18 protein-coding genes and 1 tRNA gene are annotated in these 22179 nt (G+C 73.6%); 15 read left to right on the top strand and 4 right to left on the bottom strand.

The genetic code is table 11. The features are described 5' to 3' along the window. Positions 1 to 12 precede the first annotated feature (12 nt). Genes CFK41_RS03200 through CFK41_RS03190 form a run of 3 tightly spaced genes read left to right on the top strand, consistent with a single transcriptional unit; the run spans position 13 to position 5475 of the window. On the top strand, positions 13 to 2013 hold the full coding sequence (locus CFK41_RS03200; RefSeq protein ID WP_151904657.1) for a DUF6541 family protein: 2001 nt from the start codon (positions 13 to 15) through the stop codon (positions 2011 to 2013). Continuing rightward, positions 2010 to 3329, top strand: coding sequence for a M18 family aminopeptidase (locus CFK41_RS03195; protein WP_096798372.1), 1320 nt, complete (start codon positions 2010 to 2012; stop codon positions 3327 to 3329). The genes CFK41_RS03200 and CFK41_RS03195 overlap by 4 nt, the downstream gene beginning before the upstream one ends. Positions 3330 to 3345: 16 nt before the next feature. Further along, positions 3346 to 5475 (top strand): acyltransferase family protein, encoded by a 2130-nt coding sequence (locus CFK41_RS03190; RefSeq protein WP_096798371.1) that lies wholly within the window; start codon positions 3346 to 3348, stop codon positions 5473 to 5475. Positions 5476 to 5497: 22 nt separating this feature from the next. On the opposite strand, the gene CFK41_RS03185 is transcribed toward CFK41_RS03190, so the two are convergent. Beyond that, positions 5498 to 5890, bottom strand: a complete 393-nt coding sequence (locus CFK41_RS03185; RefSeq protein WP_227873188.1) for a hypothetical protein — start codon at positions 5888 to 5890, stop codon at positions 5498 to 5500. Here CFK41_RS03185 and CFK41_RS03180 point away from each other — a divergent pair. Continuing rightward, positions 5889 to 6260 (top strand): hypothetical protein, encoded by a 372-nt coding sequence (locus CFK41_RS03180; RefSeq protein WP_096800912.1) that lies wholly within the window; start codon positions 5889 to 5891, stop codon positions 6258 to 6260. The genes CFK41_RS03185 and CFK41_RS03180 overlap by 2 nt on opposite strands. 25 nt (positions 6261 to 6285) lie before the next feature. On the opposite strand, the gene CFK41_RS03175 is transcribed toward CFK41_RS03180, so the two are convergent. Continuing rightward, positions 6286 to 7815, bottom strand: coding sequence for a glutamyl-tRNA reductase (locus tag CFK41_RS03175; protein ID WP_096798369.1), 1530 nt, complete (start codon positions 7813 to 7815; stop codon positions 6286 to 6288). A 276-nt stretch (positions 7816 to 8091) separates the two neighbouring features. Here CFK41_RS03175 and hemE point away from each other — a divergent pair, with 276 nt between their 5' ends. The 9 genes from hemE to CFK41_RS03130 all read left to right on the top strand — a co-directional run bounded on the left by hemE (position 8092) and on the right by CFK41_RS03130 (position 17813). Further along, entirely contained in the window at positions 8092 to 9132 is a 1041-nt protein-coding gene (gene hemE, locus CFK41_RS03170) for a uroporphyrinogen decarboxylase (RefSeq protein ID WP_096798368.1), read from the top strand. Further along, on the top strand, positions 9129 to 10574 hold the full coding sequence (gene hemG, locus CFK41_RS03165) for a protoporphyrinogen oxidase (RefSeq protein ID WP_096798367.1): 1446 nt from the start codon (positions 9129 to 9131) through the stop codon (positions 10572 to 10574). Before hemE ends, hemG begins: the two co-directional genes overlap by 4 nt. Continuing rightward, complete coding sequence (gene hemQ, locus CFK41_RS03160) at positions 10571 to 11296, top strand: hydrogen peroxide-dependent heme synthase (protein WP_096798366.1); 726 nt, start codon at positions 10571 to 10573, stop codon at positions 11294 to 11296. Before hemG ends, hemQ begins: the two co-directional genes overlap by 4 nt. 28 nt (positions 11297 to 11324) lie before the next feature. After that, positions 11325 to 12569, top strand: a complete 1245-nt coding sequence (locus CFK41_RS03155; RefSeq protein WP_096798365.1) for a ferrochelatase — start codon at positions 11325 to 11327, stop codon at positions 12567 to 12569. Next, positions 12566 to 13627 carry a hydroxymethylbilane synthase gene (hemC, locus tag CFK41_RS03150; RefSeq protein WP_407641136.1) on the top strand — a complete coding sequence of 354 codons (1062 nt, stop codon included), beginning with the start codon at positions 12566 to 12568 and terminating at the stop codon, positions 13625 to 13627. The genes CFK41_RS03155 and hemC overlap by 4 nt, the downstream gene beginning before the upstream one ends. Further along, the gene (locus CFK41_RS03145) at positions 13624 to 14412 is read left to right on the top strand and encodes a uroporphyrinogen-III synthase (protein ID WP_096798364.1); all 789 of its coding nucleotides are present in this window, start codon (positions 13624 to 13626) and stop codon (positions 14410 to 14412) included. The genes hemC and CFK41_RS03145 overlap by 4 nt, the downstream gene beginning before the upstream one ends. Next, positions 14409 to 15446 carry a porphobilinogen synthase gene (gene hemB / locus CFK41_RS03140; RefSeq protein WP_096798363.1) on the top strand — a complete coding sequence of 346 codons (1038 nt, stop codon included), beginning with the start codon at positions 14409 to 14411 and terminating at the stop codon, positions 15444 to 15446. The genes CFK41_RS03145 and hemB overlap by 4 nt, the downstream gene beginning before the upstream one ends. A 68-nt stretch (positions 15447 to 15514) precedes the next feature. Continuing rightward, the gene (gene hemL, locus CFK41_RS03135) at positions 15515 to 16831 is read left to right on the top strand and encodes a glutamate-1-semialdehyde 2,1-aminomutase (RefSeq protein ID WP_096798362.1); all 1317 of its coding nucleotides are present in this window, start codon (positions 15515 to 15517) and stop codon (positions 16829 to 16831) included. A 127-nt stretch (positions 16832 to 16958) separates the two neighbouring features. Beyond that, positions 16959 to 17813, top strand: a complete 855-nt coding sequence (locus CFK41_RS03130) for a WD40 repeat domain-containing protein (protein WP_169928781.1) — start codon at positions 16959 to 16961, stop codon at positions 17811 to 17813. Positions 17814 to 17997: 184 nt separating this feature from the next. On the opposite strand, the gene CFK41_RS03125 is transcribed toward CFK41_RS03130, so the two are convergent. Together CFK41_RS03125 and CFK41_RS03120 are read right to left on the bottom strand one after the other, a co-directional pair. Beyond that, positions 17998 to 18510 carry a hypothetical protein gene (locus CFK41_RS03125; protein WP_096798360.1) on the bottom strand — a complete coding sequence of 171 codons (513 nt, stop codon included), beginning with the start codon at positions 18508 to 18510 and terminating at the stop codon, positions 17998 to 18000. Positions 18511 to 18561: 51 nt separating this feature from the next. Continuing rightward, on the bottom strand, positions 18562 to 20082 hold the full coding sequence (locus tag CFK41_RS03120; RefSeq protein ID WP_227873187.1) for an HNH endonuclease signature motif containing protein: 1521 nt from the start codon (positions 20080 to 20082) through the stop codon (positions 18562 to 18564). Positions 20083 to 20497: 415 nt separating this feature from the next. Here CFK41_RS03120 and CFK41_RS03115 point away from each other — a divergent pair. Together CFK41_RS03115 and CFK41_RS03110 are read left to right on the top strand one after the other, a co-directional pair. Then, positions 20498 to 20571: transfer RNA gene (locus CFK41_RS03115), tRNA-Met, on the top strand. Between the two features lie 130 nt (positions 20572 to 20701). After that, a complete protein-coding gene (locus CFK41_RS03110) occupies positions 20702 to 22081 on the top strand; it encodes a GntP family permease (RefSeq protein WP_096798359.1) in 1380 nt (459 codons plus the stop codon). Positions 22082 to 22179: the final 98 nt, after the last annotated feature.

Raw genomic sequence — 22179 nt, 5'->3', positions numbered from 1 at the left:
GGTGCACAGCGCGTGGACGTCCTGAACATCCTCGCGACCGTGGGCTCGGCCCTGCTGGCGCTCGGAGCGCCCGGCCTGCCCCTGGTCCTGGCGCTCCGGCTGCGGCCGCTGACCGCCGCCGTCGCGACCGTCCCGGCCTCGCTCCTGATGATCGCCGTCGCGGCGGAGCTCGGCCACCTGATCGGGCTCCACTGGTCGATCGCCTGGCCGCTGGCGCTGGGTCTGCTGGCGGGCGCGGCCCTGTGGCCGCTGGGACGGCGCCGCCCGGCGATGGCATCCGCACCCGACGCCCCGGACGCCGACCCCGATGCCCCCACCGGCTTCCTCGGCACCGCCCGCGGGCGGGCCGCCGCGGTCCTGACCGGCCTGGTGCTCGGCGGCGGCATCCTGCTGGCGCGCGTGCTGCCGATGATGGGCGGGATCGACGCGATCAGCCAGACCTACGACAACGTCTACCACCTCAACGCCGTGCGCCACATCCTGCGGCTGCACGACGCCTCGGCATGGGTGGTCGGCGGGATGACGGCGATGCCGGGCGAGTCGGTGTACTACCCGGCGGCCTGGCATCAGGCGGTCAGCCTCGTCGTGGAGGTCTCCGGCCAGGACATCCCCCTCGCCTCCAACGTGGTGATGCTGCTGCTGGCAGCCGTGGTGTGGCCGCTGGGGCTGATGGCCCTGATGCGCACCGCCACCACCGCGGGACCGGTCGGCTGGATGGCCGCGGGCACGCTCGCCGGGGTCACGGGAGCCTTCCCGCTATCCCTCATGTACTGGGGCATCGTGCTGCCCTACTTCCTCACCATGGTGCTGATGCCGCTGGTGATCATCGGCCTCGCCCACGTGGCCGGTCTGGCCCCGTCCTCGGCGCAGCGCCTGGGCACCGGGCAGCTCGCGGTGCTGCTGCCGGTGACCGGCGCGGCGGTCGCGCTCGCGCACCCGCAGGGCGTGTTCTCGGCGATGGTCCTGGGACTGCCGATCCTGGTCTGGGGGACGGTGTCGAGGGCACGCGAGCGCTTCTCCGCCGCCCGTGTGCCCGGCCATCGGCTGTGGCCCCTCGCGGTGCTCACCGTCGTGGGCATCGCGGTCTCCTCCGACCTGTGGACGCGGTTCCGACCGGTGCAGTCCTCCGCCGTCTGGAAGCCGAACGCCTCGGTGAAGGAGGCCGTGGGGCAGGCGATCTCGCTGGCCCCCAACGCGACCCCCTCCTTCGTGCCGATGGGCGCGGTGATGCTGGTCTGCGCGGCGGCGGTTCTGCTGCTCTCCCGCTCGCGCTGGCTGCTGGCTCCCTGGATCGCGGCGTCGGTGGCGTCGGTGGTCACCCGCAGCACCCCGGAGGGCGATCTGCGCTACCTGCTGACCGGGAACTGGTACACGGACAACAACCGGGTCACCGCCCTCATCGCGGTCGCCGCGATCCCGGTGCTCGCCCTGGGCATCGAGAGCCTCCAGCGCTGGGCCGGGCGCCGCATGCCGCGCCTGGCAGGGCTGCCGGGCCAGGCCGCCGCGGGCACCGCGGCGGTGCTGGTGCTCGTGCTGGCGCTGATCTCCCCCGGCTCCCGCGTCAACCAGGGCTACTTCGAGAACGACTGGCAGTCCGGCGTGCTGCTCACGTCCGACGAGCGGGAGCTGCTCGAGCAGCTGCCGGAGGTGGTCCCCGAGGACGCTGTGATCGCGACCAACGCCTGGAACGGCAGCTCGCTCGCCTACGCCCTCTCCGACCGGCAGGTGCTCAACACCTACATGAGCTTCCAGGCCGAGCCCGAGGTGCACCTGCTCAACGGCCGGCTCGACGAGGCGACCACGAACCCTGAGGTGTGCGACGCCGCCGAGGACCTGCACGTGGACTACGCCCTGGACTTCGGCCCCCAGGAGCTGCACGAGCGCTCCGCGACCTACACCGGGCTGAACGAGATCTCGGAGACCGGCGCCGCCGAGGTGGTGCTCCAGGTGGGCGACGCCAAGCTGCTGCGCATGCTCCCCTGCCGCGGCACCGATGGTTCAATGAACCCGTGACTCGCTTCTCCGCCTCCGCTCCCTCCCCCCGCGCCCGCGACACCGCCCTCGATCTGGGCGCCTTCGTCACTGCGTCCCCGTCGAGCTTCCACGCCGCGCGGGAGGCCGCCCGCCGGCTCGAGCGGGACGGGTTCACCGAGCTGCTCGAGACCGACGCCTGGGACGGTGCCGACGTCGCCGGGAACCGCTTCGTGCTGCGCGACGGGTCCCTCATCGCCTGGTCCGCCCCGGAGGGGGCCGACGCCTCCGCGCCCTTCCGGATCGTCGGCTCCCACACCGACTCCCCGGCGCTGAAGCTCAAGCCGAACCCGCAGCTCGGCGCCGAGGGCCTCTCCCAGGTGGGCGTCGAGATCTACGGCGGGCCGCTGCTGAACTCCTGGCTGGACCGCGAGCTGCGGATGGCGGGCCGGCTCGCGCTGGCCGACGGCAGCACCGTGCTGGTGGACACCCCCGGTCTGCTGCGCGTCCCCCAGCTCGCCGTGCACCTGGACCGGGCGGTGAACAAGGACGGGCTGCAGCTGGACCCCCAGCGGCACATGCAGCCCCTGCTCGGCTTCGCCCCGGCCGACGTGCTGGGCATCCTCGCCGAGCACGCGGGAGTGGCGCGCGAGGACATCGTGGGCACGGACGTGGTGACGGTCGATGCGCAGGCCCCGTCGCTCTTCGGCGCGGAGGGCGAGTTCCTCGCCTCGGGCCGGCTGGACAACCTCACCTCGGTGCACGCCGAGGTCGAGGCGCTGCTCTCGGTCGCCGCCGCCCCGCGCACGGAGTCCGCCTCCGGTCCCGCGCCCATCGCGCTGATGGTCGCCAACGACCACGAGGAAGTGGGCTCGGCGACCCGCTCCGGCGCCGCCGGTCCGTTCCTCGAGGACGTGCTGGTGCGGGTCCACGCCGCCCTCGGCGGCGACGAGTCCAGCCGCCGACGGGTGCTCGCCTCCTCGCTGGTGCTCTCGGCCGACGCCGGCCACGCCGCCCACCCGAACTACCCCGAGCGCCACGACCCGGTCACCCGGCCCCGTCTGGGCGAGGGCCCGATGCTGAAGATCAACGCGCAGCAGCGCTACGCCACCGACGCCGTGGGGATCGCGGCCTTCGCCGCGGCCTGCGAACGGGCCGGCGTGCCCCATCAGCACTTCGTCTCGAACAACGCGATGCCCTGCGGGTCGACCATCGGCCCGATCACCGCGACCCGTCTGGGGATGACCACCATCGACGTGGGCATCACCCTGCTGTCGATGCATTCGGCCCGCGAGATGTGCGCGACCGCCGATCCGCTGCTGCTGCAGCAGGCCTGCGCGGCCTTCCTGCACGGCTGACGGGCTCCTCCCCTCGATGCCCACGACGACGTCCTCCACGACGCCCGCGCCGGGGACCCCGCCGGACAGCCCCGCCGTCAGCACCCATGCCGGCCGCTTCCGCCCCGAGCTGCACGGCCTGCGCGGCCTGGCGATCGGCCTGGTGGTGCTCTACCACGTGTTCTTCGACCGGGTCTCCGGCGGGGTGGACGTGTTCCTGTTCCTCTCCTCGTTCCTGCTGGTGGGCACCTTCACTCGCCGCATCGATCGCGGGCTGCCGATGCGGCCCGCCGCCTACTGGGCCCGCACCTTCAAGCGCCTGCTGCCGCCCACGGCGGTCGTCGCGCTGGGGACCCTCGGCGCGGTCTACCTCCTGCTGGGCCAGGAGCGATGGATGCCGGCGATCACCGACGCGATCGGCTCGCTCCTGCACGTGGAGAACTGGGTCCTGATCCAGCGCGGGGTGGACTACTACGCCGCGGAGGAGACCGGCGCCTCGCCGTTCCAGCACTTCTGGTCCCTGTCGATCCAGGGCCAGGTGTTCCTGCTGTGGCCGCTGCTGATCGCCGCGGCGGTCCTGATCGCCCGGGTGCTGCGACGCAGCCCGCGCGCGGCGATGGCGATCGTGTTCCTCGCCGTCCTCATTCCCTCCTTCGTCTGGTCGGTGCACTCCACCGCCGCCCAGCAGGAGATCGCCTACTTCGACACCTTCACCCGGCTGTGGGAGTTCGCCGCCGGCAGCCTGCTCGGTCTCGCGCTGCCCTGGTGGGAGCGGCGCGCGGAGCACCGCCTCCGTGCTCGGGGCCGGCGCCGCCGCACCGAGCGCCCCGCCCTGTGGCGGGTGCTGCTGGGATGGGTCGGGATCGCGGGCCTGGTCTCCTGCGGCCTGCTCCTGGACGTCCAGGGCGCCTTCCCCGGCTGGGTCGCGGCCTGGCCCCTCGCCGCCGCCGCGCTGGTGCTCGTCGCCGGCACCACGGGGCACCGGCTCGGCGTGGACACGCTGCTGGCCACCGGTCCCGGGAAGCTGCTCGGCGACATCTCCTACGGGCTGTACCTCGTGCACTGGCCGATCCTCGCGATCTATCTCGCCGTCACGGAGACGGATCGGGCGGGCGTCGGCGCGGGGGCGCTGATCATCCTCGCCTCCCTGGTGCTGGCCTGGCTGCTGACCCGGCTCGTGGACACCCCGATCCGCCGCTGGTCCTGGGCGAACGCCCGCGCCCGCCGGTCCGGGCTGGTCGTCCTGTGCTGCCTGGCGCTGGCGATCGCCCCGGCCGTCGGGGCGCGCGAGCACCTGCTCGGCGTGCAGCGGGAGGCCGCGGCGCGCGCCGTGGCCGACAACCCCGGCGCACGGGTGCTGGATCCCGACTTCCAGCAGCATCCCGACGCGGACCCGTCGGCCGCCCCGCTGCCCACCGCGGCGACGATCGGGAAGGACTGGTTCACCGGCACGGAGCCCTGCACCGGCGATCTCGTCCCACGCAGCGGGAACGTGGAGCGGATGACCGAGCGCTGCGCCATCCGGCCCGGGGCCGAGGACGGCCCCGTCCTCGTCAGCATCGGCAACTCCCGGATCGAGCAGTTCACCGGCGCCCTGGCCCCGATCGCCGAGCGCGAGGGCTGGACCGTGATCACCCTGTGGGAGGGCGGCTGCACCTTCGCGCCCGACGCCCAGGTCTCCCCTGTGTGCGACGAGTTCAGCGCCGACACCATGGCCTACCTCCGGCAGATCGAGCCGGACGCGGTGGTGCTCCACTCGACCTTCCTCACCCCCGACCTCGAGGAGGGGCTCGTGCCCGGGATCGACAGGACCCTCCCGGCCATCACGGCACTCGGCACCGAGGTCATCGCCCTGCGGGACCAGCCGCGGCTCACGGTCGAGCCCGTCCCCTGCGTCGAGGAGAAGGGGGCCGACGACCCCTCCTGCGCCTCACCGCTGCCGGAGGACCTCACGAAGGAGCGGCCCGATGCGGAGCTCCTCGCCCGGGACCGCGAGCACGTGGTCCCCCTCGAGGTCAACGACCTGATCTGCCCGGAGGAGACGTGCTCGCCGGTGATCGGCAACGTGCGCGTCTCCCTGGACGACGACCACATCACCCGCACCTACGCGGAGTCGATGCAGGACGCCGTCGACGCGCGGCTGCGGGAGGCCGGCTTCCGCTGGTGACTCCCGGCGCGGGCCGACGGGATCAGCCCTCGGCGCCCGATGACTCCGCGGCGCGCATCCCGATCGCCCGCACCGCCTCGACGGCCTCGACGGCCCGGAGCACTGCCGGGTGGTCGGGCCCGTGCTCGCGCCGGGCGTCCTTGACCAGCTCCTCGACCTGGTAATAGGAGTCGTCGAGATGCCCGGCCTCCGCGGTGGCCTCCGCGAGCTCGGCGCGCAGCTCGATGGCCTCCGGGGAGAGGGACTCGCCGTGCTCGAGCAGGTCCAGCAGCCGGCGGGTGGTGTCGTGGACGCGCTCCTGCGGGGTGCTCATCGAGGTCTCCTGGGTGCGGCGCGCGGACGGGACGCGCGAGGTGTCGAAGTGGTCTCCGATCCTACGCCGCACCCTCCGGTGCACGTACTCTGAGCAGGTCATGGAGATCAATCCCTACGAGGCGCGGCTGCGCATGCTGCAGCAGATCGACGGCGTCCAGATGCAGCGCGAGGCGGCCCCCGACGAGGAGACCGCCGGGTGTCCGGGCTGCCCGTACTTCTGGACCTGTCCCGTGCCGCATCGCGGGGAGGAGGTCCGGGCACCCGAGGAGATCGAGCTCGAGGACGTCCGCGAGGCGCTCGGCCCGCGGAAGGAGTTCAGCCCGCGCGACGAGTCCGACATCGGCTGGACCGATGTGTGGGTGGACGAGGAGGGGCTCCCGATCGACCCTCCCGAGCCGTCCGAACGGCGCGAGCAGGATGAGCTCCCTCCGCCGCGGCGGGCACGACGCGGACTGTTCCGCCGCCGCTGAGGTCCCGGAGGGCTGACGCGAGGGCTCAGGCCTCCGGCAGCCGGCCGGGATCCCCTGCGCCGCCGTCGCCGTACCCCGCGGGGCAGCTGCCGCCGCGCAGCGCGACCCGGGCGATGTCCGCCGCGGAGAGGCGGCCGACGGGCTCGAGCTCAGGGGCAGGGACGTCGAGCGGTGCGGCATCGAGCGCTGAGGCATCGAGCGCGGCGGCCTCCCGCGGCGGCACCGTGCGGTCCACGCGCATCCACCCGGCGGGCACCGGTGCGGTGCTGTCCTCGGCCGGCTCCTGCGCCCCCGTGGTGAGCTGCTGACCGGCGGAGATGTCGATGCCGAAGATGGTGTGGAAGGCGTCCACGTAGGCGTCGGCATAGCCGGTCTCCGCCAGGTGCCGCGCCCGCTCGGCGGGCTGGTGCATGACCTTGCCGAGGATCCGTCGCACGGAGCGCTCGAGCTGATCGGCGGTCTCGCCGGAGACGTCCCGACGCAGCCGGTCGATCTCCACGTCGGCCGCGTCGAAGACCTCGCGGCGCAGGGCGGCCATCGCGGGGTCGATCCGGCGCACCTCCTGCTGCAGGCGGAAGGCCTCGACGTTCTCCTCGATGATCCCGCGGGCGAGGACCAGCGCGGGATCGGCGAGCGCGTCGGTGCCGAGCTTGAGGTCCGCGAGCCCCAGCACGGTGACGCCCTTGAGGTGGCGCACCAGCGGGTGCAGGTCGGAGTGCAGGGCCAGGTCGAGGACCACGGTGCGGCCCGCACCCAGGAACTGGTCGGGGAAGAGCGAGGTGCCCCGACCCGAGCAGGCGAGCACCAGATCCGCCTCGCGCAGGGCGGTCTCGAGGCCGGCGGGCTCGACCACCTGGACGCCGTGGCGCTCGGCGAAGCCCGCCGCGCGGCCGGACGGGGAGAACACTCGTACGTCCTGGACGCCTCGGCGCACCAGCTCCGCGAGGCCGAGGCGGGCGTAGGCCCCGGTCCCGACGATCAGCACGCTGCGGCCCGCGAAGCCGCCCAGCTCCACCTCGGCGCGGTCCACGGCGACGGTCGCGCCGCTGCGCCCGGCCGCGCCGACGGGCGCCTGGGTGGCGACGGACTTCGCGCAGCGGAAGCCGTGCTGGAAGAGGTCGTGGAGCATCGAGGTGGTGCGGTTCTCGCGGCGTGCCCGCTCATAGGCCTGCCGCACCTGCCCGGCGATCTCGGCCTCGCCGAGCACCAGGGAGCGCAGCCCCGAGGTGACCTCGTAGAGATGGTGGGGGACGGGATCGTCCATCGCCGCGTCGAAGCACAGCGAGACCACCTCGCGGTCCAGGCCGCTGGTGCGGGCGACCGCATCGACCACGAGGTCCACGCCCTCGTGGAAGCGATCGGTGTCGAGGTAGACCTCGAGGCGGTTGCAGGTGCTCACCACGACCTCGCCGGCGATGATCGGGTCGGCGCCCAGGGCGGCGCGCTCGGCCTGGAGCTGGTCGATGACCGCCGGGAGGGTGTCCGCCTTCCGGGTCAGGGCATCGAGCACTTCGAGATCGAGGTGCTCGTGGGAGGCACGGAGAGCGGCGAGCATGATCGTCAGTCTAGGCCGGTCGACGGGAGCGTCCACCGCCCCTGGGAGCCCCATCGGGATTGATGTGCACAATGGGGTGTCATGACACAGAACTCCACGTCAGAGCCCATTTTTACCGACAGGTCGTCAGATCCTTCGCGACACCTGTCAGGATCCGGGAACGCCGCAGGCCCGGGGCTCGATCCCACTGTCGCATCGTCCTCCGCAGCTCCTGTCGGGCCCTCCTCGGAGCTGCCCGCGGAGCACCCGGCACGGCGCTCGACGGCTGAGGGCGGCGTGGCCGACGCCTCACTGCTCCAGGAGCTGCGCGGCGTGAGGAGCGCCACCCCCAGCGTGTGGTTCATGCGACAAGCCGGCCGCTCCCTGCCCGAGTACCGCGCTCTGCGCGAGGGCACCACGATGCTCGACTCCTGCGTGCGCCCCGACATGGCCGCGGAGATCACCGTGCAGCCCGTGCGCCGCCATCGCGTGGACGCCGGCATCTTCTTCTCCGACATCGTGGTCCCCGCCCGGCAGGCGGGTCTCGGGGTCGAGATCCGACCGGGCGTCGGCCCGGTCTTCGACCACCCCGTGCGCACCGCGGCGGACATCGACGCCCTGCCCGTGCTCGGCGACGACTACGAGGCGGCGCTCGACCCGATCCGCGAGGCCGTGCGCCTCACCGTCGCGGAGCTCGGCACCACTCCCCTGATCGGCTTCGCCGGCGCACCCTTCACCGTGGCCAGCTACATGGTCGAGGGCGGGCCCAGCCGCGACCATCTGCGCACCCGCGCGCTCATGCGCAGCGATCCCGAGGCCTGGTCCCGCCTGGCCGCATGGGTCGCCGAGCTCTCCGGCCGCTTCCTGCGCGCCCAGGTGCTCGCCGGAGCCTCCGCCGTGCAGCTCTTCGACTCCTGGGTGGGCGCCCTCGGCGAGGAGCAGTACCGCACCCACGTCCAGCCCCACTCGGCCGCCGCCCTGGCCCGCGTCGCGGACCTCCCCGTTCCGCGGATCCACTTCGGCGTGGGCGCCTCCCACCTGCTCACCCCGATGCTCGAGGCCGGGGCGACCGCGATGGGCGTCGATCACCGGATGCGGCTCGACCGCGCGCTGGAGATCCTGCCCGAGGGCACTCCCGTCCAGGGCAACATCGACCCGGCCGTGCTGTTCACCTCGGAGCAGGCCCGCTTCGCCGAGGCCCGCTCGGTGCTGGAGGCCGGCGCCACGGCGAGCGGCCATGTGGTCAACCTCGGCCACGGGGTCGCCCCGGACACGGATCCGCAGGTCCTCACCGACCTCGTCAGCTTCCTCCACGAGCAGGACGTCCGCCCGGCATGAGCACCCGCGTCCTCGTGGTCGGCGGCGGGCTGGCCGGCCTGCTCGCCGCCCATCGGCACCAGCACGCGGGTCACCGCGTGGTGCTGCTCGAGGCCTCCCGGGCCGTCGGCGGTGCGATCGCCGGGACCCGCCTCGAGCACGCCGGCGGCGTGGAGGCGAACGCCGGTGCCGAGGCCTGGGCGACGGCTTCCGGCGCGGTCGACGCGCTGGTCCGGGAGCTCGGCCTGGGCGACCGGGTGGTGGCCCCGCGCCAGGGCCTGGGAAGCCGTGTCGTCTCCGCCGCGGGCGTGCACCGCTCCCCCGCCGACGCGGTGCTCGGCGTGCCCTCCCGCCCGCTCGCCCGCGACGTCCGCGCAGTGCTCGGCACGACGGGCGCGCTGCGCGCGGCGCTCGAGCGCTTCCTGCCCGCCTCCTACGGGCACCCTGACGGGGCCACGGTCGCCGAGGTGATCCGTCGTCGACTGGGGCCGAAGGTCCTCGAGCGGCTGGTCGCGCCCATCGTGGGCGGCGTGCACTCCGCCGATCCGGCGACGCTCGAGTTCGCCGCCGCCTCCCCGGGTCTGCACCGCGGGCTCGCCGAGCACGGCTCCCTCATCGCCGCGGCAGGTCGCCTGCTGCGCGGCGGGCGCGGCGCGAGCCGGGGCCGCGGCACGACCGGTGGCCGCACCGCCGGCACCCGGGTGCACTCGCTGACCCCGTCGCTGGCCGCCCTTCCCGAGGCGCTCGAGGCCCGGATCCTCGACGGCGGCGGCATTCTCCGCACCGGCGTCGAGGTCACCGGCCTCGAGCGCAGCGGCGCCGGCTGGATCGCGCTCACCTCCCGCGAGGAGCGGATCGAGGCCGACGTCCTGGTCCTCGCCTGCCCGCCCGACACCGCCCGCGACCTGCTGGCCCCGTCGGCCCCGGAGATCGCCGCCGCGGTGCCGCAGGCTCCGTCGGCCGCCGTGCGGCTGGTGATCCTCGCCCTCGACGCCCCCGCGCTGGACGCCTTCCCCGCCGGCACCGGCGCGCTGGTCGCCCCCGGCACCGACGGGATCCGCGTCAAGGCCCTCACCCATGCCAGCGCGAAGTGGGAGCACGTGGGGCAGGCGCTGCGCGAGGCGCTGCCGGACGCCGCGAGCCCGCACCTGGTGCGGCTGTCCTACGGCCGTCCCGGCGAGAGGCTCCCGGCCCCGGAGGGCATCATGGACCTCGCCCTCGCCGACGCCTCCCGCATCCTCGGCACCCCGCTGACCCGGGCACAGCTGCTGGACTCCGCGGTGATCGACTGGGATCGTGCGATGCGCCAGGCGATGCCCGGCCACCGCGCCGCCCTCGACACCCTCACCGGGCTGCTCGCCGAGCTGCCCTCCCTCGAACTCGTCGGCTCCTGGCGAGCCGGCACCGGCATCGACGCGATCGTCCGCGCCGACCACTCCCTCTCGGAAGGAACCTCGTCATGACCGACTCCACCGCTGCGGCCTCCTCGTCCCCCGAGGAGATCGCGAAGACCACCCGTTACACCAGCTACACGGTGTTCCGTCGGCTCTCCGGGCTCACCGAGGACGGCGACCTGACCGCCGAGCAGATCTCCGCGGCGCTGGCCGAGGTCACCCCGCTGATCGAGGCCGAAGGCGCGGAGATCCTGGGCTTCTACGACGTCTCCGGCTTCCGCGCCGAGGCCGATCTGATGCTGTGGCTCGCGGCGGAGGAGCCCGCCGCCCTGCAGCGCGGGCTGCGCGAGTTCGAACGCTCCGTCGCCGGGACCTGGCTGCACCGCGAGTGGGCGGGCGTGGGCGTGCACCGCATGGCCGAGTTCGCCAAGGGCCACGTGCCCTCGTTCATGGTGCCCGGCTTCGAGCGCAAGCAGTGGATCACCGTCTACCCCTTCGTGCGCAGCTACGACTGGTACCTGCTGCCCGACGAGGAGCGCAACCGCATGCTGCGCGAGCACGGCCTGCTGGGCCGCGACTTCCCCCAGGTCAACGCCAACACCGTGGCCGCCTTCGCGCTCGGCGACTACGAGTGGCTGCTCTCCTTCGAGGCCGACGACCTCCACGACCTGGTCGACATGATGCGCCACCTGCGCTACTCCGACGCTCGTCTGCACGTGCGCGACGAGCTCCCCTTCCACACCGGCCGACGTCTCGAGACCCTCGAGGACGTCGCCGCACTGCTCGCCTGAGCCCGGACCCCACCACTGAGGACCTGCCATGACCGACTCCATCCCGTCGACGCCCAGCCCGGAGATGCCGCGCCCGCGCGCCGTCGACCCCTCCTCCGACACGCACACCCGCCGCGGTGAGCAGAAGCCCTTCGACGCGATCCTGTTCGCCTCCTTCGGCGGCCCCGACGGCCAGGAGGACGTGATCCCGTTCCTGCGCAACGTCACCCGCGGGCGCGGGATCCCCGACGAGCGCCTCGAGGAGGTCGCCGGTCACTACCGCGCCCTCGGCGGGCGCAGCCCCATCACGGCGCAGAACGAGGCGATGATCGCCTCGCTCGAGCAGGAGCTCGCCGGGCGCGGCATCGACCTGCCCGTCTACTTCGGCAACCGCAACTGGGCGCCGTACCACTCCGAGGCGGTCAAGGCACTGCACGCGGACGGCCACCGCCACGCCCTCGGCCTCGTGACCAGCGCGTACTCCTCCTACTCCTCGTGCCGTCAGTACCGAGAGGACTTCGGGATGGTGCTCGAGGAGACCGGCCTGGCCGGCGAGGTGAGCATCGACAAGGTGCGCGTCTACTTCAACCACCCCGGCTTCCTCGAGCCGGTCGTCGACGGGGTGGGCGAGGCGCTCGCGAGCCTCGCCGCCGAGGGCCACGACGCGGAGCGGGTGGCGGTGCTCTTCTCCACCCACTCGGTGCCGACCTCGATGGCCGACGCGTCCGGCCCGGAGGAGACCCGCGCCGAGGGCTCCGGCGGCTGGTACGTGGAGCAGCACCTCGCGGCCTGCCGCTGGGTGATGGAGCAGCTGCACGACGACTCCCCCGAGCTGCCCGACTGGCAGCTGGTGTACCAGTCCCGCTCCGGCGCCCCGCACATCCCGTGGCTCGAGCCGGACGTCAACGACGTCATCGAGCAGCTCGCCGAGTCCGATGCCGCCGATGCCGTCGTGGTGGTGCCGATCGGCTTCGTCACCGATCACGTCGAAGTGGTCTGGGATCTGGACACCGAGGCGAAGGAGTCCGCCGAGGAGAAGGGGCTCGCCTTCCGCCGCGTCGCCACCTCCGGCGAGGATCCGCGCTTCATCGCGGCGCTGGCAGATCTGGTCCAGGAGCGCCTGGACGCACAGTTCCCGCGCCGCATCGTGACCGACTTCGGCGGCACCCCGGACGTGTGCGGGGCGAACTGCTGCGTGGGCCGGATGTGCCGCCCCACCACCAGCGCCGTGGACTCCGCGCAGGACGTGGAGCGGGCGCGGGCGGAGGCGGCGACGGCGGGAGCGGCCTCGTGACGCCAGGCGGCGACGCGGCGGGGACCCCGCTGCCCACCGGCACCGCGGCCTTCGTCGGCTCCGCCCTGCGGATCGGGACCCGTGCCTCGGACCTCGCCCTGACCCAGTCGGGGCAGGTGGGCGCGGCCCTCGTGGCCGGGACGGACCACACCGTGGAGCTCGTGCACGTGAGCACCCACGGCGACCGCGACCGCACCAGCCCGCTCGCGCAGATGGGCGGCACCGGCGTGTTCGTCACCGCCGTGCGCCAGGCGCTGCTGGACGGGACGGTCGACGTGGTCGTCCACTCCTGCAAGGACCTCCCCACCGCGCCGCTCGAGGAGATCAGCCTGGCCTGCTACCCGCCGCGGGAGGACCCGCGCGATGCGCTGTGCGCCCGCGACGGCCTCACCCTGGCCGAGCTGCCGGCCGGGTCGAAGGTGGGCACCGGCTCGCCGCGCCGCGCCGCCCAGCTGCTACGGGCCCGCCCCGACCTCGAGGTGCTGGGGATCCGCGGCAACGTCGAGACCCGTCTGGCGCGCGCGCTCGGCCCCGACGCGGATCTCGACGCGGTCGTGCTCGCGGCCTCCGGCCTGCGCCGGGTGGGCCGGGACGCGACGATCAGCGAGCTGCTGCCCGCCGAGGTGATGCTCCCTGCCCCGGCCCAGGGCGCCCTCGCGGTCGAGGCGACCTCCGCCGCGCTCGCGGACCGGCCCTGGTACGCGGAGCGCCTCGCGGCGGTCGACGACCCGGCCACCCGCGCCGCGGTCGCCGCCGAGCGGGCGCTGCTGCGCACCCTCGAGGCGGGCTGCTCGGCCCCGGTCGCGGCCTACGCGGAGTTCGAGACCGACGGGTCCGATGAGGGTGAACGGGGCCCTGCGGGCGTGCTGCGCCTGCGCGGCCTCGCGATCCGGCCCGACGGCTCGCACGTCGTCGAGGGCGAGGCGCGCGTCACCCTCGACCTCGCCGCCGATGCCCTCTCGGGAACCGGCTCGGTGCCCTCCGAGCTGGGCGCCGAGCTCGCCGCCGACCTCCTCGAGCGCGGCGCCGGCGAGATCCTCGAACAGGCCCGGGCGTGAGCACCGCCCCCGCCGCCCCGCGCCCCGTCCTGGTCGCCCGACCGGCCGGGCGCGGAGCGGCGCTGCTCGACCTCCTGCACGGCGCGGGGATCCCGGCGGAGCACCATCCGCTGATCCACCTCGTGCCCGAGTCCGACGAGGCCCTCACCGCGGTCCGCTCCCTGGTGACCGGCGGCGGGTGCACCCACCTCGTGGTCACCTCCCGGACCGTCGCCGAGGTGCTGGGCCACTTCGAGGTGCCCGAGCGGACGGCGGTCGTCGCCGTCGGCGCCGGGACCGCGCAGGCGCTGCGCGAGGTCGGCATCCTCCCGTCCCTCGTCGCCGGAGGAACCGGCGCGGCGCTCGTCGAGCAGATGCCGCCCGCTCCCGAGGGGGCGACCGTTCTCTTCCCTGCCTCCGCCGCCGCGGCCCGCACCGTCCCCGACGGTCTGCGGGCCAAGGGCTACCGGGTGCACGAGATCTCGGTGTACCGGCCCGAGCCCGTCGAGCCGCCCGTCGAGGTCGCCGTGGGCCTCGCCACCGGCGGCTACGGCGCGCTGGTCCTCACCAGCCCGCTGATCGCGCGCCGCGCAGCCGGTCACGGGGTGCATGCCTCGACGCCGATCGTCAGCATCGGCGCCCCCACCTCCGCGGCAGTGCACGCGGCGGGGCTGCCCCTCGCCGCACAGGCGGAGGAGCCGACGGATGCGGCGCTGGTCCGCGCGATCCAGAAGGTGCTCGCCGCCGCGCCCGGTACGGCCCTCCCCCACACTCCCGCTCCCGACCTCCCGAAGGAGATCCGATGACCTTCCCGACCGCTCCCGGCTCCCGTCCCGCGGGCCCGATCGACCGCCCGCGCCGCCTGCGCTCCACCGCCGCGATGCGCTCCCTGGTGCGCGAGAACTCGCTGCGGCCCGGCGACCTGGTGCTGCCCCTGTTCGTGCGTGAGGGCGCCACGGAGAACCGGCCCGTCTCCTCCATGCCCGGCGTCGAGCAGCACACCATGGACTCCCTGGTCCGCGCCGCGACCGAGGCGACCGAGCGGGGCGTCGGCGGCGTGATGCTGTTCGGCGTGCCCGAGCACAAGGACGCCGTCGGCTCCGGGGCCACGGACCCGGACGGCATCCTCAACCTCGCGCTGGCCCGCCTGCGCTCCGAGCTGGGCGATGACACCGTGATCATGGCGGACCTGTGCCTGGACGAGTTCACCGACCACGGCCACTGCGGCGTGCTCGACGCCGACGGGCGGGTCGACAACGACGCGACCCTGGTGCGCTACCGCGAGATGGCGCTCGCCCAGGCCGAGGCGGGCGCCCACCTGCTGGGGCCCTCGGGCATGATGGACGGCCAGATCGAGGCGATCCGCGACGCCCTGGACGGCGCCGGCCACGAGGACACGGCGATCTACGCCTACACCGCGAAGTACGCCTCGGCGTTCTACGGCCCGTTCCGCGAGGCGGTCGACTCCTCGCTGCAGGGCGACCGCCGCACGTACCAGCAGGACCCGGCCAACGGCCGCGAGGCTCTGCGGGAGCTCGAGCTCGACCTCGCCGAGGGCGCGGACCTCGTGATGGTCAAGCCCGGACTCCCCTATCTCGATGTGCTGAAGGACGTCGCGGCGGCCTCGCCCGTGCCCGTCGGGGCCTACCAGGTCTCCGGCGAGTACGCGATGATCGAGGCGGCCGCCGCGAACGGCTGGATCGACCGCGACCGCATGATCCTCGAGACGCTGCTGGCCTTCCGCCGCGCCGGTGCCTCGACCGTCCTGACCTACTACGCGAGCGAGGTCGCCGGCTGGTACCGGGACGGTCTGCCCACCGCTCTGCACGAGTTCCTCTGAGCCCTGCGCACCCCGCCGCCCGCGCTCCGCGCTCACTCACAGCACCCACTGACCAGGAGACGACCCTGATGACCAGCACGACCACCTCTGCCGACCTCTTCGCCCGCGCCCAGCAGGTCATCCCCTCCGGCGTGAACTCGCCGGTGCGGGCCTTCGGCTCGGTGGGCGGCACCCCTCCGTTCCTCACCGAGGCGAAGGGCGCGCTGCTGCACGACGCCGACGGCAACGAGTACGTGGATCTGGTCGGGTCCTGGGGCCCGATGATCCTGGGCCACGCGAACGAGCAGGTCGTCGAGGCGGTGCGCGCGGCGGCAGGCCGCGGCCTGTCCTTCGGCGCCCCGCAGCCGGGCGAGGTGACGCTCGCCGAGGAGGTGGTGCGGCGCATCGGTCCCGTCGAGCAGCTGCGCCTGGTCAACTCCGGCACCGAGGCGACGATGAGCGCACTGCGCGTGGCCCGCGCCGCGACCGGCCGCGACGTCGTCGTGAAGTTCGCCGGCTGCTACCACGGGCACGTGGACGCGCTGCTGGCCGAGGCCGGCAGCGGGGTGGCGACCTTCGCGATGCCGGGCTCCGCCGGGGTCACCGCGGCGACCGCGCGGGACACCGTGGTGCTGCCCTACGGGGATAGTGAGGCGGTCGCGGCGCTGTTCGCCGAGCGCGGCGGGGAGATCGCCGCGATCATCACCGAGGCCGCCCCCGCGAACATGGGCGTGGTGCCGCCGCTCGCGCAGGACGGCGTGGGCTTCAACCGTTTCCTGTCCGAGACGGCGCACGCCGCGGGCGCGCTCCTGATCAGCGACGAGGTGCTCACCGGGTTCCGCGCGAGCGCCGAGGGCCACTACGGCATCGACGGGGCGGATCGCAGCTGGGCGCCGGACCTCATGACCTTCGGCAAGGTCATCGGCGGCGGGCTGCCCGTGGGCGCCTTCGGCGGGCGCGCGGATCTGATGGGGCTGCTCGCCCCGGCCGGCCCGGTCTACCAGGCGGGCACCCTGTCGGGGAACCCGCTGGCCACCGCAGCGGGCCTGGCGACCCTGGAGGGTCTGGACGCGGCGGCGTACGACACCCTGGGCCGCGCCTCCTCGACCCTGCAGCAGCTCGTGGCGGATGCGCTCACCACCGCGGGCGTCCCCCACGTCATCCAGACCGCGGGCACCCTGTTCTCGGTGTTCTTCCGCGAGCAGCCGGTGACCACCTACGAGGACGCGAAGGCGCAGGACACCGCGGCGTTCACCCGCTTCTTCCACGCCATGCTGGAGGGCGGCGTCTACCTGCCGCCGTCGGCCTTCGAGGCCTGGTTCGTCTCGACCGCGCACTCCGACGAGGTCCTCGACCGGATCGCGGCGGTGCTGCCCGCGGCGGCGAAGGCGGCGGCCCGCGGCTGAGCCGCCCGGCGGGGCGCATCGACGCTGCGCATCGGCGGCTGACATCTCACGCCACGATCCTCGACGGGCAGGTGCGGGCCAGTGAGGGGTTCTGGACCGGAGAGGACGCCGAAGGCTTCCGCATGTCGTGGTCCAGTGGCGCCGGTCGGCTCCTGGAGCAGGTCTGCGGGGATCTCGCACAGCACTCCGCGACGCTGACCGAGGAGGTCGAGCAGCAGGTCACGGCATCTGCGACGGCACCCGGCTGGCGATCGCCGACCGGCGGCACATCGCGATCGTCAGCGTCGACGGGGAGCTGCTGTGGAATCTGATCGGCCATGAGGACCCTCGTGACACGGCGGCGCGGATCACGGCTCTCGCGTTCCACCCGGACGGCACACAGCTGGCCTCCACCAGCACGGATGGCACGGTTCGCCTCTGGGACGTGAGCGGGGACCAGTGCGGGGCGGGCCACGTCCTGCAGCCCGACACCCCTGCTCCCACGGCGCTGTCCTTCATCGAGGAGGGCAGGATCCTCGTCATCGGCGGTACCGAGGTCCACGGTCGGAGCGACCCGCCCAACCACCTCTCGCGCTGGGATCCCGCCACCGGGGAGCGGCGCGAGGTGCTGGACGACCAGGAGCGGATCCTGGTCGACTTCGGGCACAGCGCGGACGGGACCCTGGTGCTGGTCACCTATGCACCGGCGACCCTCGAAGTGCACGCACCGGACGGCACGGCCAGCACCGGCCCCGAGGTCTCCCCGTACACCCATTCGGCCCGCCTGGCCGTCGGAGCGCAGAGCCGCATCGCACTGCAGAGTCCCGGGGAGCTGCTGATCTGGGACCGCGCCACCGGGGAGGAGACCCGCTTCGAGGACCGTCTGCTGCAGCGGATCTGCTGGTCCCCGGACGAGAGCGTGCTGTACACACTGGACGAGGCCACGGGCGTCTCGGCCTGGGACGGACAGGACTGGAGGGCATTCGACCTGCCGCGCTCCTGACCCGTGGGCGGGGACTCTCCGGCTCGTCGGACCTCGTCGGGACCGCGGTGCGAGGCCTGGCGACCCTGGAGGGCCTGAGGGCGGCGGCGCGGGGCCGAGCTCGGCCCCGGCTGCCTGCGACGTCCGAGCCCCCGGCCGGGGAGCCCTCCCCATGCCGGCCGTCCGTTCCGCCTCGGCCGGCGCGTCACACCGGGCTGGGCGTCGGCGCTCGACCGGCGCGCACCACCTGCACGACCGCCACGACGGCGAGGGCCACGACGGCCAGCAGGCTGAGCGCGTGGAGCACGTTCCCCCACGGGGCGTGGTCCGCACCGCCGACGCCGAAGGTGTCCGCCAGGGTCATCCCGGCCGGGAACGATGCCACGAGGTAGACGGGCGATGCTCCGACGAGCAGCCCGAGCATGATCAGCACGACGACACTCCCCCGGAGCCTCCCCCTCGCCGCGGCGATCGCAGCGGCTCCGGCGCTCAGGGGGCCGGGCAGCAGCGCGGCGATCATCAGCCCCCACCCCATGGTGTCGGCGGTCTGGCCGACCGCGGCGTGGATCTCCCGCAGGCTCGATCCCGGGACGGTCGCGAGCGGATTCAGCACCTGGATCTGGAGCGCGGCGAGCACGGCACAGGCCAGCACCGCCAGGGCGCCGAGCGCGGCGAATGCGCCGGTCAGCAGGGTCGCGGAGCGCGGGGAGTCGGTCATGTCGGAAGTCTTCCATCGCCTGGATCTCGGACCATGGGGGAAGTGTGGAGATCAGGCGGGGGTCTCGGGGGCTGGCGGCGGTGGGGCCGGTGGTGGATGCGCAGGCCGGCTCGAGTGGGGCCGTGAGGTCGGGCGGCGCCGAGATCGCCTCACGGGCGAGGTGAGGGATGACGGCCGGGTCCTCCGCCGGGTTCCCGCGCGGCTGATCCACTCGACGACATGGCCATCGGTGCCGGGCTCGACCACTCTCTGCACTGTCCGGGTCTGCTGCTCCTTGCCGTTGCAGTGGGCGCAGAGCCCCTGACCGTTGTCGAGGCAGGTGGCACCGCCCGCCGCGTGGGCGAGGATGTGGTCGATCTGGCGGATGGAGGCGTCGCAGTACGGTGCGCGGCAGGTCTGGTCGCGCCAGCGGATGAAGCGAGCGAGCGCCGCCGGGAAGGCCCGGGCACGGGATTCGACGGCGACGAGCTCTCCGGTGCGCGGATGCGTGTAGAGCCGCCTCATGACGGCGTGCAGGGCGGGGCCGTCCGGCCCCATGGCGTCCTCCGCGTCGGCGGTGAGCGCCGCCCCGAGCGGTCCGCGCAGCTCCTCGCGCAGCACCTCGGCCGACGCCGTTCCATAGCCCTCGATCCGGGCGAGGTCCCCACCGCCGGGGTGGATCAGCGCCCGCTCGGTGATCATGACGCCGATGTCGAGCGTGGTCGCGACCATGCCGTCCTCCTGGCCAAGCAGCGTGTCCACGAAGGAATCGGCCTGGATGGCCTGGTGGCCCCGACGGTCGCCGGCGGCGCGCAGCCGCTCGGCCTCGAGCGAGAGCCGCTTGCGGATCCTCGCGCCGTCGAGCGCGGAGATGCGCGCGGAGACCGTCGCCATGCCGTGCTCGGCCCGGCGCACCGTCACATGCCGTTCCTGCCGCGCCCGCTGGTGTCGGCGCTTCTGACCGTGCGGATCGGCCCCGGCGATGGCTGCCGCGGTCGCGGCGTCCCAGGTCTCCGACCCGGCGCCCTCGAGATCCGGCAGCCGCTCGCCGAGCAGACGATCGGCGAGGGACCGATGCTCGGGCGGGAGCGGTGCGAAGGAGCGGGCGGTGCGATGGGCGGCGGTGCTCGTGACCTGCGCGGTCGCGAGCGCGGTGAGCATCTCCGGCATGTCCGCGACCAGGCGCCGCTGGGAGGCGAGCGAGTGCGCGGCCGAGGCCGGCGACCTCCCCACGAGCATCGACACCTCGCGCGCGGCCTCGTGCGCGGCCTCGCGACGGAGCGCGGCCATCGGCGGAGCCTCTGCAGCCTCCTGTGCGACGCGGGCGTTCGCCTCGGCCTGCTTCCGGAGGGTGAGCGAGTCCGTGAGGGCGACGACGGCCCGCGCCTCGACGGCGTCCAGCGCGCTGCGGAGCTCGTGGATCATGCCCACGACGCCCGTGAGGGCCGTTCCCCGCTCGGTGCCGGGGGTGAACAGCTCCCGAGGCCGCAGGGCGAGCTCCCGCAGCACGAAGCCCTGGTCCCCCAGGCACAGCGGCGAGCGCTGAGGGGCCGCCCGCGCGCACGGCCTCGACCAGCGCCCGGTGGGGATCACCGGGTGCTGAGTCAGGGTGCTGCGCGGGATGGGACATGACTCCACGATTCCGTACACCTCCGACAAAAGAAAGGCAGATCGCCCCATGTGGATAACTTTGATCGGGGAGGAACGGTCACATCGCGAGCAGTGTCGACGCGCGGAGTATCGCCAGGACAGAGGGGATCTCAGCGCGCCGTCGCACATGCCGTCCCGTCGGGCGTGAATAACGCAGACCGCAACCGCTCACAGAATCTTGGAGAATGCGGATAACTGCTCTCTGTGGAGGAACCGCGCCCCACGACACCCCCTCCGCGCCACGACTCCGCATGACCCCCGACGACGCTCCGCGACGCACTGCGTCGGCCGATGACGGCGGGCTCGACACCGCCCCGTCGGCTGCCCCACGCTGGATCCCGTCGGCACCGCCGGCCGCCGCTTCGTAGCTCAGCCCGGAAGAGCAGCTCCCTCATGAGGAGTGGGTCGCAGGTTCGAATCCTGCCGGAGCGTCTCACCCCCGCCGTGGCACAGGCCACCCTGAACGCCTGTTCGCCCAGGTGGATCGCTACCCTCAGGGCCGCGCGGCACCCCGCCGCGGACGGTCTCGGACCGACCCGCTGATCCCCGGGAGGGCACAGGAATGGACGACTGGACACAGACCCTGGGAGCAGGGCCGCTCCTGGGCATAGCGGCCGCCGCGGTCGCCCTCATCCTGATCCTCATCATGCGGTTCAAGGTGCATGCCTTCCTCACCCTGATCCTCGTCTCGCTGCTCACCGCGATCGCCACCCGGATCCCCGTGGACGTCATCGTCGACTCCCTGATCGACGGATTCGGCGGCACCCTCGGCTCGGTCGCCCTGCTCATCGCGCTCGGCGCGATGCTCGGCAAGCTCGTGGAGTACAGCGGCGGCGCCAAGGTGCTCGCCGAGAAGATGGTCGAGATCTTCGGCGAGAAGCGGGCGCCCTTCGGCCTCGGCCTCGCCTCGCTCGCCTTCGGCTTCCCGATCTTCTTCGACGCGGGCCTGGTGGTCATGCTGCCGGTGATCTTCGCGGTCGCCCGACGGCTCGGCGGCAACGTGCTCCTGTACGGCATCCCGGCCGCGACCGCGTTCTCCGTCATGCACGTCTTCGCACCCCCGCACCCCGGCCCCGTGGCCGCGTCCGAGCTCTACGGAGCGAACCTCGGCCTGGTGCTGCTGGTCGCGATCGTCATCGCCTTCCCCGTCTGGTTCCTCGCCGGGCACCTGTGGGGCATGTTCATCGGCCGACGGATCCAGCTGCCCGTCCCCACCCTGTTCGACAGCGCGGAGGACGACGACCTGCCGGTCACCCCGCCGAGCGTGGGCACCGTGGTCGCGATCCTGCTGCTGCCGCTGATGCTGATCTTCCTCAACACGGGCCTGGACTTCCTCACCACCGGCGGCTTCGTCGACGGCGAGCAGACCTGGGTCCACATCCTCACGCTGCTGGGCAGCGTCCCGGTGGCCCTGCTGATCTCGGTGCTGGTCGCGCTGGTGGTGCTGGGTCGCCGCCGCGGGGCCGACGGCAGCACGCTCGAGAAGATCGTGGACTCCTCGCTGGGCCCGGTGGCCTCGGTCATCCTCATCACCGGCGCCGGCGGCATGTTCGGCGGCATCCTGCGCCTGTCCGGCATCGGGGACGCGCTCGCGGACCTGCTCTCCGGGATCGGCGTGCCGATCATCCTCGCGGTGTGGCTGATCGCCGCGATCCTCCGCGTGGCGCAGGGCTCGGCCACGGTGGCTCTGGTGACCGCGGCCGGGCTCATGGTCCCCGCGGTGGCGGCGGGCGACTACAGCCAGATGCAGGTCGTGGCGATCACGCTCGCGACGGCGTCGGGCTCCGTGTTCGCCAGCCACGTCAACGACTCCGGCTTCTGGCTGGTGGGCCGCCTGATGGGCATGGACGTGCGGACCACGCTGAAGGTGTGGACCACGCAGCAGGCCCTGCAGTCGCTCGTCGGCTTCGCCTTCGCCCTGATCGTGTTCATCGCGTTCTGAGCCGTCGCGCTCCGGGCCTGCGGGGTCGGGTGTCCGCCCGTCCCCGTAGGCTCGAGTCCTGCCACCCGCCCCGCTCCACCCGCCCCGCCGACACCCGA

The organism is Brachybacterium ginsengisoli (assembly GCF_002407065.1).
Taxonomy (GTDB): Bacteria; Actinomycetota; Actinomycetes; order Actinomycetales; family Dermabacteraceae; genus Brachybacterium; species Brachybacterium ginsengisoli.
Note: the sequence above shows the minus strand (reverse complement) of the source record. Positions and strands in the feature narration are given on the sequence as shown.